This is a genomic window from Mucilaginibacter sp. UYCu711, from assembly GCF_050433825.1.
Taxonomy (GTDB): domain Bacteria; phylum Bacteroidota; class Bacteroidia; order Sphingobacteriales; family Sphingobacteriaceae; genus Mucilaginibacter.
On record NZ_JBNPWM010000006.1, the window covers coordinates 215,344 to 230,718 of the forward strand.

Consider the following 15,375-nt stretch of genomic DNA (forward strand, 5'->3'; position numbering starts at 1 on the left):
TTACATCTACCTAAATCCCATCACTCAAACCCATAATTGTTAAAGCAGTTATGGGTTTATTATTTAGCTGATTTACAGCCACACAACTTGGCATTATTAATGTTGATATATTTACGAGGACAAAATGCTTAGAAAGCATTAAAACGCTAAAAATTATCACACCTATTAATACATGGATCAACAAAAAAGCAGCAGGCCCCGCGTAGTAATTGTTGGCGGTGGTTTTGCAGGACTGCAATTAGCAAAGAAATTAAAAGACGCTCCGGTTGATATACTGATGCTGGATAAGCATAATTATCATACTTTCCAGCCGTTACTGTACCAGGTTGCAATGGGTGCTATCCCGGCCGATTCAATAGCTTTTCCCATCCGACGGATCTTTACCAAACACAATAACTTTAGATTTAACCTGGCTTATGTTGAAACTATCAACGCCGAAAAAAATTCTGTTAATACCAATATCGGCGAGATATTTTATGACTACCTGGTGTTGGCAACTGGATCAGATACAAACTTTTTTGGAAATGAAGCACTGGAAAAATGCGTAATGCCAATGAAGAATGTACCTGAAGCGCTCAATCTTAGGGGACTTACTTTACAGCATTTGGAGAAAGCCCTGGTTACAAAGGACAAAGATGAAAAGGATGCGTTAATGACATTTGTAGTAGTAGGCGGCGGGCCTACCGGAGTGGAACTTGCCGGGGCGCTGGCCGAAATGCGGCATTTAATATTGCAGAAAGATTACCATGGTTTGAGCAAGCACGACATGGACGTTTTTTTAGTTGAAGGTAAAGACCGCTTGCTGGCCGCCATGTCACCCGAAGCATCGGCCAAAGCCAAACAGTTTTTACAGGATGCGGACGTTACCATTTTTAACAGTGTGCACGTGGATAGTTATGACGGACTAACACTAACCATAGATGACGGCACCGTAATAAAAACCCGCAACGTATTTTGGGCAGCAGGTGTAATGGGCGAAGTGCCGGAGGGTATGGTTAACGCCACCCTGACACGCGGTTCGCGCATACAAACGGACGAGATCAATCGGGTAAAAGGGTATGAAAATATATTCGCGATAGGGGACGTATCCGCAATAATAAGCGAGGAGTTCCCTAACGGCCACCCGGGTGTCGCGCCTGCAGCTATACAGCAGGGGGCATGGCTGGCAAAAAACTTAATGCATATCATCAATAAACAACCTACCGAACCTTTTAAATATCACGATAAAGGAACCCTTGCCACCATTGGCCGTAATAAAGCCGTCGCTGATTTAGGTAAGCTGCATTTCCAGGGATTTTTTGCCTGGCTATTATGGGGATTAGTACACATTATTTCGTTGGCTGGTTTCTCCAATAAAACATCGGTTATATTGACCTGGATAATCAACTATTTTAATAAAAATAGCGATAACAGGTTGATCATCCGTAGTTTTAACAGGAAAACCCGAACTGTTGAACCCGAAAAGTAAATTATTTAAACGTATATTGATACCCAATGGATCTGTTTGTAATAATTGCTTTATTAGTAGTATTGAGTGCTGTTTATTCGTACATCAACGCGCGCTTTATTAAGTTGCCCGGCACTATTGGCATTGTTACGCTCGCCATATCGGTATCAGTGCTCACCATAGCTATTGATACCCTAAACCCTAAAATTTCGCATTACCTCACAGTATTGGCGCAAAATATAAACTTCTCACGCACGGTACTGAATATTATGCTCGGCTTCCTGCTTTTTTCGGGGTCGTTTTCGTTAAATACGAAACGGCTTAAAAAAGAAATGCGGCCGGTATTTATTTTAAGTACTATTGGGGTAATCATATCAACGGCTGCGTTTGGCGGTTTGTTTTATGGTGTTACCTTATTATTTAATATCCATATCCCGTTAGTTTATTGTTTTTTGTTTGGTGCGTTAATATCACCTACGGACCCGGTAGCTGTGGGCGCAATTATCAAAAATTCCAGGTTGCCAACTAACCTGGAAACAATTATCTCGGGCGAATCATTATTTAACGATGGGATAGGGCTGGTACTTTTCATCACTATATTAGAGTTTACCGAATCGGGCGGCAATAAACTGGATTTTGCGCAGGCTGGTGTACTCTTTGTTCGCGAGGTTTTTGGCGGGATAATTTTGGGTTTACTGTTTGGTTTTATAGCTTTTAGGCTGATGAAGACCATCACCGATTTTCAGACCATTGTATTGATATCAGTAGCGTTAGTGATGAGTATTTCGGTTGTGGCAAGTTTTCTGCATTTTTCTATCCCGCTGGCAGTAGTTAGTGCAGGCTTATTTGCCGGCAATCAAACTATCAATATTGACAGTACCGAACGTTCGCACCAGGCGCTCGAAAAATTCTGGCAACTGATGGACGAAATGCTCAATACTATTTTGTTTGTAATGATTGGCCTGCAAATGATCAACCTGCCATACCTGAATAATTATTGGCTGATAGGCGGCCTGAGTATAGTTGTAATACTCATAGCGCGTTGGATCAGTATTGTGATACCGCTTTCGTTTTTCAGGAAGATAGCAAGCAATACCATTAAAAACGTAAACATAGTAACCTGGGCCGGCTTGCGCGGAGCTATATCTATCGCGTTAGCATTGTCATTGCCTTATAGCCCGTATCGCCATATTATATTGGCAGGGGCTTATTTTATCGTGATCTTTTCGGTAATTGTGCAGGGGTTGACATTGAACAAGGTTATTGATGCCTCGATACCTCCGCCCGAGAAAGATTAGTCTACTTTTGTTTTACCATATAAGCAGCAATATCCCTTTCGGCCGATATATTGCTTTTTCTTAAATCGGTAATGATGTTTTCCCGCTCTTTTTCAGTTCTGTTCTGGCTTAGTTTTTTCTTGCCCTGTAACTCATCAACAACAATTTCAAAACCGGTTATTCCTTTCATCATATTCAGCTTATAGTCCTGCGGTAAAGCGTTCCATTGTTTTAGGTAATCTGCTTCATAAAAATGGATGGTTTGCTCTAATAATTGGGACTTAGCTTCAGAATTATCAATTATAACAGCTGTGCCATAGGCATGTACGGCAATGTAATTCCAGGTAGGTACACTTTGCTCGCTTTCATAATGCCTTGGCGAGATATAAGCATGCGGCTCGGTAAATATTACCAATGGCCTGCAGTTTAAGATCTCGGCAGCCTGTGGATTTACTTTTGCAAAATGCGATGTTAAAATGATCTGCTCATCGCGTTGCGATACAACAAAAGGCAAATGCGTTGCACAAGGTATGCCATCCTTTACTGTAACTATGGTAGCAAAACTAAACTGCTGCATAAAGCTAACGGCCTCCTGCTGATCGGTTATCAGGTTTAACTTTGGAGTATACATAACCTTATTGCAAAGCTTCCAATATCCGCTTTAACACCGCCTGCGCGGCCCATACACGATTACTTGCCTCGTGCACAACAATTGAGCTTGGCCCGTCCAAAACTTCGGCAGAGAGCTCTAAATCGCGGCGTACAGGCAGGCAATGCATAACCTTAGCATCGTTAGTTGTTTTTAATCTATCGTTGGTTAACATCCATTCGCCGCTAACCTGTGGCATCTGGCCATAAGGTTCATAAGCCGACCAGTTTTTTACATAAATAAAATCAGCGTCAGCCAAAGCTTCGTTCTGGTTATGGGTGATGGTTGCGCCCCGGGTGAAATCAGTACTAAGTTCGTAACCGGCAGGGTGGGTGATGATGAAATCAACATCAGCTTTACACATCCATTCCGCAAACGAGTTTGGTACAGCTTGCGGCAATGGTTTGATATGCGGCGCCCAGGTTAATACCACCTTTGGGCGCGCTTTAGTTTTTAATTCGGTTATGGTTACCAGGTCGGCTAAACTTTGCAATGGGTGGCGCGTGGCTGATTCTAAGCTCACCAACGGCACACCGCAATATTCAACAAACTTGTTAAATACCACCTCGGTATAATCTTCCTCACGGTCCTTCAACCCCGGGAATGAGCGAACACCAATAATATCAACATACTGTCCCATAACGGCTGCTGCTTCGCGGATATGCTCAACGGTGGTACCATTCATCACTACATTATCACGCAGCTCTAAAGCCCAGCCTTCTTTATCCACGTTAAGCACCATTACATTCATACCCAGGTTAAGCGCTGCCTTTTGGGTGCTCATGCGGGTACGTAAGCTCGGGTTCAGGAAAACAAGCCCAAGGGTTTTGTTCTTACCTAAATGCTGGTGCGCATAAGGATCTTTCTTTAAAGCCAAAGCATCAGCAACAAGTGCGTTTATGTCGGTTACGTCGTTAACGGAAGAGAATAGTTTCATAGTAATTGCGCCTTTTGTCGTCTCGACCAACGGGAGAGATCTATACAAGACAGGTAGTCGACCGGTCTGTGTATAGATTTCTCGCTATGCTCGAAATGACAGTTTTTATTGATTTAATACTTTGGTAAATGCCTCTAAAAATCTATCGGCATGTGCTTTGGTTAAGTTTAATGCAGGTAACAACCTGATAACGTTTGGCTTAGCCTCGCCGGTAAAGATATGATGTTTAAATAACAGGTCCTTCTTAGCGTTCGGGTATTCGGCAGGCAGGTCAATACCAATCATTAATCCCCGGCCACGTACTTCTGTAACCTGTTTAAATTTCTTCAACTCTTCAATTAAATAACCACCAACTTCGGCAGCATTTTGCATCAGGTTATCCTGCTCCATAACTTCAAGTACCGCTAAAGCCGCAGCGCAAGCCAAATGGTTACCACCGAAGGTAGTACCTAACATGCCATAAGCAGGCTGTATTTTGGGCGATATGCTGATAGCGCCGATAGGGAAGCCGTTTCCTATTCCTTTGGCCATGGTATAAATGTCAGCATCAACGCCGGCAAAATCATGCGAGTAAAATTTACCCGTACGGCCATAACCGCATTGGATGCCGTCAGCAATAAAAACTGCATTATGGGTATCGCAAAGCGATCTGATCTTTTGCAGGAAACTTTCAGGCGCTACCTGTATACCGCCAACACCTTGTATGCCTTCGATAATTACGGATGATATTTCATTGCCATGATCAGCAAAAGCTTGTTCTAAAGCCGCTTCATCAATCCATGGCAAGTGGATCACATTATCAGTCTCATTTATTGGCGCAACTATTTTAGGATTATCAGTGACCGCAACCGCCAATGATGTACGTCCGTGAAATGCCCCCGAAAAAGCAATTACTTTTTTACGCCCGTTATAAAACGATGCCAGTTTTAAAGCGTTCTCGTTAGCTTCAGCGCCCGAATTAACTAAGAATAGCTGGTAATCTTCCTTACCCGAAACATGGCCTAATTTCTCGGCCAATTGCTTTTGGATGGGAATCTCGATTGAATTAGAATAAAAACCCAGTTGATGCAGTTGGTCTTCTAACCGTTTTACATAATGCGGGTGGGTATGGCCGATAGAAATAACAGCGTGACCGCCGTAAAGGTCCAGGTATTCCTGTCCTTTATCATCATACACAAGGCTACCTACGCCTTTTACGATGTTTATATGATTGATAGGGTATACGTCGAATAGTTTCATTGTTGTTTAGATATTAAAATTTAGATACTTAATTAGTGCAGTGCTACGGCGGTGGCTGTCGGTTAAAAACCGGTCGCCTTTAATCGTAGACCTGCGCGCTCATCAAAGCCAAACACTAAGTTCATATTCTGAACTGCTTGTCCCGAGGCGCCTTTAAGTAAATTATCTAACATGCTGGTAATAAATAATTTATTACCATATTTTTTAACTTGTATAAATACCTTATTGGTGTTTACTACCTGTTTCAGATCGATATCCCTGTCGGTTACGTGTGTAAACGGATGACCGGCATAATAGTCCTCATAAAGCTTTAACGCTTCATCGCCGGCCAAGTCACTATCCATATAAATGGCTGCAAAAATACCCCTGGTAAAATCGCCCCGGTAAGGGATGAAGTTTATAGCTTTATCAAATGATGGCTGCAACTGTTTTAATGATTCACCGATCTCGTTTAAATGCTGGTGATCAAATACTTTATATACAGACAGGTTATCATTTCGCCAGGTAAAATGTGTGGTAGCAGTCGGCTTTTGCCCTGCACCTGTTGAGCCGGTTGTAGCAGATATATGTATTTCGCTATTTAACAAACCCTTGGCTGCCAATGGCAATACGCCCAATTGTAAGCATGTTGCAAAACAACCCGGGTTAGCTATGTTTTGTGCCGACTTAATAGCGTCCCTGTTTAATTCAGGTAAACCGTATATAAAGTTTTTACTTTTTAATTTTGAATTTTGACTTAAACGGAAGTCCTGGCTTAGATCAATGATCTTAACAGAATCGGGTATCGCATTAGCTTCTAAAAACTTCTTAGCATCGCCATGGCCCACACATAAAAATAACACGTCGACATCTGTTGACAGAACATCGGTAAATTTCAGCTCCGTATCGCCAAACAGGTCGGTATGTACTTCATAAATAAAGTTACCTGCATTGCTGTTACTATGTACAAAGGTTAGATCAACATTGGGGTGATTAACCAATATCCGCAGCATTTCGCCGCCGGTATAACCCGCACCGCCAATAATTCCGGCTTTTATTTTATTTGATTTCAATTCTGTCATTTTGTGTAGATGGATAAGAATATAAAATAAACTCCAGGTCGGCACTTTGCAGATTAGCTATAAAATGCTTTTGGTTGGGATTGATCTGGATCGCCTGCTGTTCTCTTAACTCGGTTACTTCGCCATCAATAGTAAACTTTGCCCGCCCTTTTAAAATAAAAAAGAACTGGGTAGCATGTTCATGATAATGCAGTTTTTCAGCCGTATCAGGCGGCATTAATTCTTGCTTGATAGATAATACTTCGGTATCAACAAAGGTCCACCCGTGGCAATCATCACCCCAGGTATAATGGTCTAAACATTCGCCCTTTGAAAATATCGTGTTCATTAGTCTTCTGCGTTAACTTTATGGTAGATCATTACCTGGTTACCAAATATTTTTGAGAAACCTTTAACGTCCTCACCGCTCCATGCGTTGTTCATTTCGCCATAGCTGCCAAATTTGTTCGACATCAGGTCATGATCAGACTCGATACCTATAATCTGGAACCTGTAAGGCAATAACTGTACAAACACTTTACCGCTAACTTGCTTCTGCGTATCAGTAAGGAAGGCTTCCATGTTACGCATAATAGGGTCGTGGAATTGTCCTTCATGCAACCAGTTGCCGTAGAACATAGAAAGCTGATCTTTCCAGGTTAATTGCCACTTAGTCAGCGTGTGTTTCTCTAAAGTATGGTGCGCTTTAATGATCACCATGGGCGCAGCTGCTTCAAAGCCTACGCGGCCTTTAATACCAATAATGGTATCACCAACGTGTATATCACGGCCAATGCCATAAGGTTGGGCAATTGCTTGCAAAGCCTGTATAATTTCGGTAGGATGATTGTATTTTTTACCGTCAAGGGCAACCAATTCGCCTTTCTCAAAAGTCAATTCAATATTTCTCGCTTCGGTTTCTGTAACCTGGGTAGGCCAGGCTTCTTCAGGCATGCCTAAGTTTGAGGTTAAAGTTTCCTTACCACCTACTGAAGTTCCCCAGATACCTTTGTTGATAGAGTATTGGGCTTTTTCGAAGTTCATTTCAACACCGTGTTTCTTCAGGTATTCGATTTCGGCTTCGCGGCTCAGTTTTAAATCACGGATAGGGGTGATGATACCAACTTCAGGAATCAGGATATTGAAGATCATATCAAACCTAACCTGGTCGTTACCGGCACCGGTACTGCCATGGGCAACAAATTGGGCACCAATTTCTTTGGCATAGTTGGCAATAGCGGTTGCCTGGCTAACACGCTCGGCACTTACAGAAAGTGGGTAAGTATTATTTTTTAACACGTTACCGTATATCAAATAGCGTACGCAGGTGTTATAAAAGTTTTCAGTCTCGTCAACAACATGGTGTGATGTAACGCCCATTTCGTAAGCGCGTTTTTCGACGTTATTTAGCTCCTCTGCACTAAAACCACCGGTATTTACAATTACCGAGTGAACTTCATAACCCAGGTCACGGGTTAAATATATACAGCAAAACGAGGTGTCTAAACCTCCGCTATACGCTAATACTACCTTTTTCTTTTCCATTTTTTATAAGCTTAAAGCTGAAAGCAAAAAGACCAAAGCTTTTTACTACCATACTTAATTTTATTTTCTTAATACTTTGATAAGGCCAAGTAACATGGCTTTTACTTCATTAATAAATTGATTTATTACGGTATATAGTTCGTTATCAATGTAAGACAAATCTCTACTTAATAAACAAGTATATTCTAATTCGTGTGCTGAGCCTAAAGCCATGTCAAGGAAATGTGCAAAATCCTTTTCGGTAAATCTACCACTTCCTTCAACTATATTTAATGGGATTGAATATGCGGCACGTTTGGTTTGGCTATGTAAATCAAATTGTTCGCTTTTAGGAAATTTAGGCAGTATGTTTTTATACACAAACAAGGTCAGTTCGTGTGATTTTTTCCATACATCCAATTTCTTAAAGTCTCTCATTTTAAAAAGCTTTTAGCTTTAGTCTTTCTGCTTTTAGCTAAATTTAAAATATTTTCATTTCCTGGCCAAAGCTTTTTATCGCATTCTCTATGCGTTGAAATAGCGTTGCCTTCTTGGTCATTTTTTCAAGATTTTCATCTTTTACTTTTTCCGCGTCTTTAGCTTTCTCAACCGGATCAAACAGCATGGCAGTGCACATGCAGTTCTTGCGCTCCTTCATAGTTAGGATATCGTAGTTGACACAGCTTTTGCAGCCTTTCCAAAACTCTTCGTCCTGCGTAAGTTCAGAGTAGGTAACAGGTTCGTAGCCTAATTCAGAGTTTATCTTCATTACAGCTAAGCCTGTGGTTAATCCAAATAGCTTGGCTTCAGGATACTTCGTTCTTGAAAGCTCGAATATTTTATGCTTAATGGCCTTAGCCAAACCCGCCTTACGAAACTGTGGGGCAACAATTAAACCCGAGTTAGCCACAAAATCGCCGTGGCTCCAGGTCTCAATATAGCAAAAGCCGGCCCAGGTGCCGTCTTTATGCAAAGCTATTACCGCTTTGCCCTCCAACATTTTGGAGGCAACATATTCAGGCGAACGCTGCGCAATACCTGTACCACGTGCCTTTGCCGACTCGGCCATCTCATCGCAAATGATGGGGGCAAAGTCTACATGCTGGGCGGTAGCAACCTGAATATCGAAATCTTGTATAGTCATTGGAAATAGAAAAAATTACTGTTACAATTTGCCGTTAGGCTTTAAGTAATTAATGATTTTTGTTGAAGAAGTTTAAAAAACTTCTGATTGACGGGCAATGAGGATGCGGTGATTAAACCCGTGGCATATACAGCCTTCGTCGTGACGGAGTAAATAAAACAGATGAAACCAAAGCAGCGGCAACCGGAGCAAAAATTGCTCTGACAGTTGGCTTATTTAAGGTTTGCAGTATCATTTTTATAGAATGTTGCTTTATTTAAAATTTGACGCAAAAGTTTGCATTAATTTTAACTTATGCAAGGAAAAAGTGAATTAGTTTTTGGTTGATTGGGTTAATTAGACTTAAGATTGCAATACTTTGATAAAAAACGCAACTAATCACCAGTTAACTAATTACTAATCACCCGCGTTTCGCAACTATATCATCCACAATCATATCCGCATGTATCCGCGAGTTTTCTATGAACCAAAGGTGGGTATCTAATCCGCCGCAAACTACGCCGGCAAGGTATAAGCCGGGCAGGTTGGTTTCCATAGTATCAGGGTTATATTGGGGGATAAACTTATGGTCGGATAGGATCAATCCCCATTTTTTAAGCTGATCGAAATTGGGTTTATAACCTGTCATCGCCATTACAAAATCGTTGGGGATAGTTATCAAGCCTTCGGGAGTTTGAATATCAACTTCAGTTTCTCTGATAGCTTGCAGGTTTGAGTTAAAGTAAGCTTTTATACTGCCTTCTTTTATCCGGTTAATAATATCAGGCCTAACCCAATATTTAACCCGGTGGCTTATTTCATCACCACGAACAACTAAAGTAACATCGGCACCTTTACGATAGGTCTCCAATGCCACATCAATAGCCGAGTTGCTTGATCCGACTACTACTACCTGCTGCATCGCGAAGAAATGCGGATCTTTATAATAGTGCTTCACCTTAGGCAGATCCTCGCCGGGGATATCCAGGTTAACCGCCACATCATAAAAACCTGTTGATATGATAATATGTTTTGCCTGGTAAGTTGCTTTGGATGTTTTAACAGTGTAACTATCGTTTATATGTTCAACCGCAGTAACCTCCTCAAATAAATTTATGGGTAGATTGTGAGATGTAGCCACACGCCGATAATACTCCAAAGCTTCGGCGCGGGTTGGTTTGTTGCTGATGGTTACAAACGGAATGCCGCCGATCTCCAGTTTCTCTGAGGTAGAGAAGAAAGTCATGGTAGCAGGGTAGTTGTAAAGCGAGTTTACCAGGCACCCTTTTTCAATAATAACGAAGCTAAGCCCTGCCTTTTGCGCTTTTAAACCGCAGGCTATCCCGATAGGGCCACCACCTATAATAAGTATATCAAGCATTCTAAGTCAACTTTATGCAAGTATAATTAGTTTTAGGTGATTAAAACCTGAATATTAAATATTGGCAGGCTTAAGCACTGAATAATGAATTTATGATGACTTATGCGGCATGTGGTTAAGGCAATATAATACACTCGCCATATAGCTATAACGGTATTAAAAATACTCTTTTATAAACTAAAAGTTAGAAATACGACGGCCCGTTATTGCTGCCAAACGGGTATTTATTAGCCCTGCTGTGCGTATAGTAATCACCCGGCTTGTGATCGCGATACGTTTTTTGGTTGTTGATTCGGGCATTTTGGAATTCGGAATTATCGGGTTCGGCTTTATCAGACCGTAAAACCGATGAGTATTTTTTCTTCATAACTAATCCTCCTGAGTTTAACGTTAAAAGAAATTTGCTTGATTAAATTTAAGGAGAAGCTGCGGGATTTGCAAGTACTATTTTCGAAAAAAAAAGACAAAAAAAAGGGTAAGCTACTCTTATCGCGCCGCTCAACTCTCTACCCTTGCTGCGTTCCCACCCTGGGGGAGTTCAAGAGGAGCTGGCCGTAAAAGACTTACCCCGCTGCAAATATAGCAAATGGTTTGTTTTTGGGTTAATAAATTGTTAAAAAACGACTAAGATTCTTAGAATTAAAGGATTATAAAATAAAAATATCGGGGCAATCTTTAAATCCTAAGAATCATAGTTCCAGAATTACATATTTACAAACGGACTCGCCCATTTTTTATTGATATAAACATCATTGCCGCTTAGCGTGGCTAAGAAAGCAATAATCGCATCTTTTTGTGCAGCACTTAACCGCAGGTTTTGGCCCGCACCATTTGCAGCAGTTTGGGGTCGAGGTTGGTAAAGGTGACCTAATTTTACCGCCCGGTCGCGATGTGTCGACGAAGGATGATAATCTATCGATTAATCAGTACAGACAACCTTCGCGCTGTTTTTCATGTATACATAATATCAACTTTTACCCGCGGTATGTTTAATGAAATAATTGACGCTGAAAACGTACTTAATAACTTATTGCCTGCCACTAGGCTGCAAAAGGGCCAACCGGCCCCTTTATTCATTGCTGCTAAAAACTGGTCGCAGTTGGTTTGGGAAATGGCCGAACAACTGGGCCCGATACCCCTTAGCGCCGAACAAATAAGCCGGGGAATCAACCTTGTGGAGCACCCTGTTTTTGTTTGTGGTGTACACCGCAGCGGCACAACACTGGTGCGCAATCTTTTAGACGGCCACCCACAATTGGTGGTACTGCCATCTGAAGGAACTTATTACACCAATTTAGAGCATAAGCTGCAACAGCTGCCGCAAAATAAATGGGCGGCTTATTTAGGTACCGAGTGGCTGCGCAGGTTAGCTAACCCAATAAACCAACAGCCATACTGGTTGCTGGGGCGTACAAGTACTGATACATCCCCATATGTTGATTTTGCGCGGTACCTTTTGGCCTGGTGGCAAGCTTTGCCACATACAGCCCTAACAACATGGCCGCACCAGGCTGTTATGCTTGCTTACGCTTCAGCTACAAATAATCTGGATGCTAAATTATGGGTTGATAAAACACCCACTAACGAGCGCTTCGTAGAGCGGATCCGGGAAGAGTTTCCATCGGCGCTTGTTATTCATGTTGTCAGGGAACCGGTAGCTACACTAACATCACGCAGGATTATGGAACCTGCTATTAGCTTACGTTTGGCATTAAAATTTTTACGTGGCTCCTATCAAATTGCTATAGAAGAGTCGGCGTTTAATAATGGAAAGTTTTTACTGTTAAAATACGAGCAACTTTGCGATGATCCCGGAGTTATTATCAATGAACTTACAGATTTTTTAGAGATCGAAAATTCGGCCTCGCTTACCAACGCTACTGTAGCAGGTATAGCTGCTACAGCAAATAGTTCTTTTAATGGTGATACCGTTTCGGGGGCCATCTTAAAACCCGGTCAGCACCGGCAAAAGGAAGTATTTACAGCAAATGAATTACGGTTGATAACCGCCAGCATCAGTAATGCTGCAAATAAATTAGGGTATAAAATGCCTGATATGTCATTGGTAACCAAGCTGTTTTTAAGGTTAAAGCTTTTATTAAGTTGACTTTAAAACAAACTGATCTGCTGGCTATTCAACGGCTTTAACAACGATTGTTTGGGCGGGGCAAGGCTGTATTGGGTTTTACTTTCAAAGGGTAGCTCAATAAACGGTTCCCATTTGGCAAAGCTGGCAAAACTTTCGCGTTGCAGTACAGTTAGCGCGTTTACGGTAAAAGTTTCTTTCCATTCAAGCGCTTTAAAATGCGGCCATAATTTATCAAAGTCGGCTACGGGTATGTTGCGGCAAATGGTGATATGCGGCACCATAAATTCTTTAACATGCAGGTGATGTTTCAGCATTTTAAACCAATGGCTGGTTTCGGGGCTGCTGCTAATGCGTGCGTATATGGTTTTAAATTCGTCGCCATGATTAAAATAATCAAACCCGTTAATAGTCAATGTTACCGGCGGTATCAGGCACAATCTTTTTCTGAAAGCTAATATGCCGGGCTCGGTTAAAAAGGTTTTTTGCTGATGCAACATTTTGATGGAGATATGAGCCGTGGAATGCATACTCTCGTAATTGCCAATAACATCTGCAGCATAAAATTTATGGTTATGCACCACGGCTTTCACCTTGTCTGAAGGAGAGAGCAACATTAAAAAATCTGTATATCCTTTCATCGCCTTAAAATTTAACGGGAAACAATAATACTAATATTTTTAGTAATTGTGCAAATTAAATTTATATTTGTGCTATGGAAGCTAAGCGCTGCATTGTACATATCGACCTGGATTCTTTTTTCGTATCCGTCGAGCGTAAGTTTAATCCCGACCTCATTGGCAAACCTGTTCTAATCGGCGGTTCGGCCGACAGGGGTGTGGTAGCTTCATGCAGTTATGAGGCGCGTAAGTTTGGCATCCACTCGGCCATGCCCATGAAACAGGCTATGAAATTATGCCCGCATGCTACCATTATCCGCGGCAGCCACGGGCGTTATAGCGAGGCTTCAAGGCAGGTTACCCAGATCATTCATGATAGTGTACCGCTTTACCAAAAAACATCGATAGACGAGTTTTATATCGATTTGTCAGGTATGGATCGTTTTCATGATTGCTACCAGTTTGCTTCTGATCTGCGGGCGCGAATTATTAGGGAAACAGGATTACCTATATCCTTCGGGATGGCATCGGGCAAAACTGTTGCCAAAATGGCTACCAATGCTGCCAAACCCAATGGGCAATTATTGATCGAGCATGGTAAGGAGAAGCAGTTTATGGCGCCGCTGTCCATCCGCAAAATACCGATGCTGGGCGAAAAGACCTGCCAGCGGCTCTATCAGTTCGGTATTGAAAAAATCGGCGACCTGCAGCGGGTGGAGCTTAAGTTTTTAGAAACTGTGTTTGGCAAACATGGCCGTTATATATGGGAGCGGGCCAACGGTATTGACGAGAGCGAGATAGTACCGCACGGCGACCGCAAATCCATATCGACCGAAAATACTTTTGAAGCCGATGTGAACGATAAACGAACCATAGAAACCGTGCTGGTATCAATGACCGAAGAACTGGCGTACAAGCTGCGCAAGGACAACAAAGTAGCATCGTGCCTTGCCATAAAGATCCGCTTTGCCAATTTTGAGACGCATACCGTACAGGAAAAGATCTCGCTGACCGCGGCCGAGCATATCCTGATCCCCGGTATAAAGAACCTACTGAAAAAAGCCTGGAACGGGCACAGGCCCATCCGCCTTATAGGCGTAAAACTAAGTAACCTATGCCATGGAAGTTACCAGATCAATTTGTTTGAAGATAACGACGAGCGCATAAAACTTTACCAGGCCATGGATAAGATCAACTTTAAATTTGGAGAAAAGACAGTGTGCCGGGCCGCCGGTATGGCAATAGGTACAAGGAATTTTAATCCGTTTTTGAAGGATTGAGCGCTTTCGCCATCTCGTCATTTCGACGAGGAACGAGGAGAAATCTATACACACGCTAATAGCATATGTATAGATATTTCACTATGTTTCGATGACAAGGTGGTGTTTATTAGAGGCTATTATTTAAAGCTACATGCTTTCGATTAGTTTTAAAAGCATTTTTTATTTTAAGCAATTTGCTTTATTTTTATTAAAAATTAATTTTATGATCACTGCCGAAATTACACTACCCGAAAAAGATGCCGAAATGATTATGAAGGTAATTTCAAAATTAGGCGGAAAAGTAAAGTTGATAACTACTGATACCCCCAAATTATCGCCGGCTGCCAAAAAGATGAAAAAAGATTTGGAGGCGGCATTTAAAGAAATAAAACGTCACCAGGAAGGAAAGATCCAGTTAAAGACGTTATCTGAAGTGTTAGATGAGCTTTAGGATATTACCACTAAAACCTTTTTTAAAAGAGCTTAAACATCTTTCTAAAAAGTACCCATCCATAAAAGATGATCTACGAAAACTCGGCGAAGACTTGGCTTTAAATCCAAGATCAGGCGTGGCTATTGGAAAAAACTGTTATAAAATACGACTTCAAATTACCAGTAAGGGGAAAGGTAAGAGTGGTGGCGCAAGGATTATAACGCATTTTTTGGTTGCTTTTGAAAACGAAACCTTATTTCTGCTTAAGATATACGATAAGGGTGATCAGGAAAATATTAGCGATACAGAGCTGACATACTTACTTAAATCAATAACTGACGATAAGTAAATCTTCGA

17 protein-coding genes and 1 other RNA gene are annotated in these 15,375 nt (G+C 41.6%); 6 read left to right on the forward strand and 12 right to left on the reverse strand.

Annotated elements, in window-relative coordinates:
• The first annotated feature begins 172 nt into the window (after positions 1–172).
• Positions 173–1,468, forward strand: a complete 1,296-nt coding sequence (locus ABIB50_RS14495) for an NAD(P)/FAD-dependent oxidoreductase (protein WP_429380636.1) — start codon at positions 173–175, stop codon at positions 1,466–1,468.
• Between the two features lie 26 nt (positions 1,469–1,494).
• Positions 1,495–2,745: a cation:proton antiporter gene (locus tag ABIB50_RS14500; RefSeq protein ID WP_429380638.1), complete on the forward strand. Its 1,251-nt coding sequence runs from the start codon at positions 1,495–1,497 to the stop codon at positions 2,743–2,745.
• A gap of 1 nt (position 2,746) precedes the next feature.
• Here the strand turns inward: ABIB50_RS14500 and ABIB50_RS14505 are convergent, their stop codons facing one another.
• The 11 genes from ABIB50_RS14505 to ffs form a co-directional block, all read right to left on the reverse strand.
• Complete coding sequence (locus ABIB50_RS14505) at positions 2,747–3,355, reverse strand: FMN-binding negative transcriptional regulator (RefSeq protein WP_429380640.1); 609 nt, start codon at positions 3,353–3,355, stop codon at positions 2,747–2,749.
• Positions 3,356–3,359: 4 nt separating this feature from the next.
• Positions 3,360–4,310 carry an acetylornithine carbamoyltransferase gene (locus tag ABIB50_RS14510; protein WP_429380642.1) on the reverse strand — a complete coding sequence of 317 codons (951 nt, stop codon included), beginning with the start codon at positions 4,308–4,310 and terminating at the stop codon, positions 3,360–3,362.
• A gap of 105 nt (positions 4,311–4,415) precedes the next feature.
• Positions 4,416–5,549 carry an aspartate aminotransferase family protein gene (locus tag ABIB50_RS14515; RefSeq protein ID WP_429380644.1) on the reverse strand — a complete coding sequence of 378 codons (1,134 nt, stop codon included), beginning with the start codon at positions 5,547–5,549 and terminating at the stop codon, positions 4,416–4,418.
• A 62-nt stretch (positions 5,550–5,611) separates the two neighbouring features.
• Positions 5,612–6,610, reverse strand: coding sequence for an N-acetyl-gamma-glutamyl-phosphate reductase (argC, locus tag ABIB50_RS14520; protein WP_429380646.1), 999 nt, complete (start codon positions 6,608–6,610; stop codon positions 5,612–5,614).
• Entirely contained in the window at positions 6,588–6,938 is a 351-nt protein-coding gene (locus ABIB50_RS14525) for a cupin domain-containing protein (protein WP_429380648.1), read from the reverse strand. Before ABIB50_RS14525 ends, argC begins: the two co-directional genes overlap by 23 nt.
• A complete protein-coding gene (gene argG, locus ABIB50_RS14530) occupies positions 6,938–8,134 on the reverse strand; it encodes an argininosuccinate synthase (protein WP_429380650.1) in 1,197 nt (398 codons plus the stop codon). Before argG ends, ABIB50_RS14525 begins: the two co-directional genes overlap by 1 nt.
• A 60-nt stretch (positions 8,135–8,194) precedes the next feature.
• On the reverse strand, positions 8,195–8,551 hold the full coding sequence (locus ABIB50_RS14535; RefSeq protein WP_429380651.1) for a four helix bundle protein: 357 nt from the start codon (positions 8,549–8,551) through the stop codon (positions 8,195–8,197).
• A gap of 43 nt (positions 8,552–8,594) precedes the next feature.
• Entirely contained in the window at positions 8,595–9,257 is a 663-nt protein-coding gene (locus ABIB50_RS14540) for a GNAT family N-acetyltransferase (RefSeq protein ID WP_429380653.1), read from the reverse strand.
• Between the two features lie 400 nt (positions 9,258–9,657).
• The gene (locus tag ABIB50_RS14545) at positions 9,658–10,617 is read right to left on the reverse strand and encodes a YpdA family putative bacillithiol disulfide reductase (RefSeq protein WP_429380655.1); all 960 of its coding nucleotides are present in this window, start codon (positions 10,615–10,617) and stop codon (positions 9,658–9,660) included.
• Between the two features lie 184 nt (positions 10,618–10,801).
• Complete coding sequence (locus ABIB50_RS14550) at positions 10,802–10,984, reverse strand: hypothetical protein (protein ID WP_429380657.1); 183 nt, start codon at positions 10,982–10,984, stop codon at positions 10,802–10,804.
• 103 nt (positions 10,985–11,087) lie between these two features.
• Positions 11,088–11,186, reverse strand: an RNA gene (gene ffs / locus ABIB50_RS14555) — signal recognition particle sRNA small type.
• Positions 11,187–11,602: 416 nt separating this feature from the next.
• Here ffs and ABIB50_RS14560 point away from each other — a divergent pair.
• Positions 11,603–12,724: a sulfotransferase gene (locus tag ABIB50_RS14560; protein WP_429380659.1), complete on the forward strand. Its 1,122-nt coding sequence runs from the start codon at positions 11,603–11,605 to the stop codon at positions 12,722–12,724.
• A 2-nt stretch (positions 12,725–12,726) separates the two neighbouring features.
• On the opposite strand, the gene ABIB50_RS14565 is transcribed toward ABIB50_RS14560, so the two are convergent.
• Entirely contained in the window at positions 12,727–13,344 is a 618-nt protein-coding gene (locus ABIB50_RS14565) for a 2'-5' RNA ligase family protein (protein WP_429380661.1), read from the reverse strand.
• 74 nt (positions 13,345–13,418) lie between these two features.
• Between ABIB50_RS14565 and dinB the strand changes: the two genes are divergently transcribed.
• The 3 genes from dinB to ABIB50_RS14580 all read left to right on the forward strand — a co-directional run bounded on the left by dinB (position 13,419) and on the right by ABIB50_RS14580 (position 15,367).
• A complete protein-coding gene (gene dinB / locus ABIB50_RS14570) occupies positions 13,419–14,603 on the forward strand; it encodes a DNA polymerase IV (protein ID WP_429380663.1) in 1,185 nt (394 codons plus the stop codon).
• A gap of 205 nt (positions 14,604–14,808) precedes the next feature.
• Positions 14,809–15,036, forward strand: a complete 228-nt coding sequence (locus ABIB50_RS14575) for a hypothetical protein (protein WP_429380665.1) — start codon at positions 14,809–14,811, stop codon at positions 15,034–15,036.
• Positions 15,026–15,367, forward strand: coding sequence for a type II toxin-antitoxin system RelE/ParE family toxin (locus tag ABIB50_RS14580; protein WP_429380667.1), 342 nt, complete (start codon positions 15,026–15,028; stop codon positions 15,365–15,367). Before ABIB50_RS14575 ends, ABIB50_RS14580 begins: the two co-directional genes overlap by 11 nt.
• The last annotated feature ends 8 nt before the right edge of the window (positions 15,368–15,375 follow it).

Coding starts and splice junctions, on each gene's coding strand:
- ABIB50_RS14495 (WP_429380636.1), top strand. CDS start 173: ATGGATCAACAAAAAAGCAGCAGGCCCCGCGTAGTAATTGTTGGCGGT.
- ABIB50_RS14500 (WP_429380638.1), top strand. CDS start 1,495: ATGGATCTGTTTGTAATAATTGCTTTATTAGTAGTATTGAGTGCTGTT.
- ABIB50_RS14505 (WP_429380640.1), bottom strand. CDS start 3,355: ATGTATACTCCAAAGTTAAACCTGATAACCGATCAGCAGGAGGCCGTT.
- ABIB50_RS14510 (WP_429380642.1), bottom strand. CDS start 4,310: ATGAAACTATTCTCTTCCGTTAACGACGTAACCGACATAAACGCACTT.
- ABIB50_RS14515 (WP_429380644.1), bottom strand. CDS start 5,549: ATGAAACTATTCGACGTATACCCTATCAATCATATAAACATCGTAAAA.
- argC (WP_429380646.1), bottom strand. CDS start 6,610: ATGACAGAATTGAAATCAAATAAAATAAAAGCCGGAATTATTGGCGGT.
- ABIB50_RS14525 (WP_429380648.1), bottom strand. CDS start 6,938: ATGAACACGATATTTTCAAAGGGCGAATGTTTAGACCATTATACCTGG.
- argG (WP_429380650.1), bottom strand. CDS start 8,134: ATGGAAAAGAAAAAGGTAGTATTAGCGTATAGCGGAGGTTTAGACACC.
- ABIB50_RS14535 (WP_429380651.1), bottom strand. CDS start 8,551: ATGAGAGACTTTAAGAAATTGGATGTATGGAAAAAATCACACGAACTG.
- ABIB50_RS14540 (WP_429380653.1), bottom strand. CDS start 9,257: ATGACTATACAAGATTTCGATATTCAGGTTGCTACCGCCCAGCATGTA.
- ABIB50_RS14545 (WP_429380655.1), bottom strand. CDS start 10,617: ATGCTTGATATACTTATTATAGGTGGTGGCCCTATCGGGATAGCCTGC.
- ABIB50_RS14550 (WP_429380657.1), bottom strand. CDS start 10,984: ATGAAGAAAAAATACTCATCGGTTTTACGGTCTGATAAAGCCGAACCC.
- ABIB50_RS14560 (WP_429380659.1), top strand. CDS start 11,603: ATGTTTAATGAAATAATTGACGCTGAAAACGTACTTAATAACTTATTG.
- ABIB50_RS14565 (WP_429380661.1), bottom strand. CDS start 13,344: ATGAAAGGATATACAGATTTTTTAATGTTGCTCTCTCCTTCAGACAAG.
- dinB (WP_429380663.1), top strand. CDS start 13,419: ATGGAAGCTAAGCGCTGCATTGTACATATCGACCTGGATTCTTTTTTC.
- ABIB50_RS14575 (WP_429380665.1), top strand. CDS start 14,809: ATGATCACTGCCGAAATTACACTACCCGAAAAAGATGCCGAAATGATT.
- ABIB50_RS14580 (WP_429380667.1), top strand. CDS start 15,026: ATGAGCTTTAGGATATTACCACTAAAACCTTTTTTAAAAGAGCTTAAA.